This window comes from Quadrisphaera sp. KR29 (assembly GCF_052644995.1).
Map to the genome: position 1 here is coordinate 1 of NZ_JBQXXG010000042.1, position 404 is coordinate 404.

Sequence of the window (404 nt, forward strand, 5' to 3'; positions counted from 1 at the left end):
GCCGCAGCCGAGGCGGCCGCGGCGCAGCACGCCGAGCGGGTCGCTGCGCAGGTGCGCCGGGAGCTGCTGGGCAGGGCCACCGGGTCGCCCAGCTGGTCACCGGAGGGTGCCTCCTCCGACCTGGTTCGCACCGGCGGCGCAGAGGGCGACGCGGATGAGGCCGTTGGTACGGACGCCCCCTCGCCGCCACCTGGCCCGACGTCGCGGCCCACCGCCGGTGCTGGTCTGGGCCCCAACCGGCGGGCGTGGTCCAAGCGCCTGACCACCGCGGTGCACCGCGCCGACGCCGACGCCGCCCAACGCCGCGCATCCAAGGCCCGGGCCGCGTGTTCCACGTCCCGCTGGAACGAACCTGACGGGCAGGCCGCGCTGCAGCTGCGCGGCCCCGCCGAGGACATCGCGGT

At 78.0% G+C, this 404-nt stretch carries 1 pseudogene; it reads left to right on the forward strand.

Features of this window, described 5'->3' with window-relative positions:
* A pseudogene (locus tag ACUN9U_RS18275) lies at window positions 1–404 on the forward strand (hypothetical protein); the annotation flags it as partial.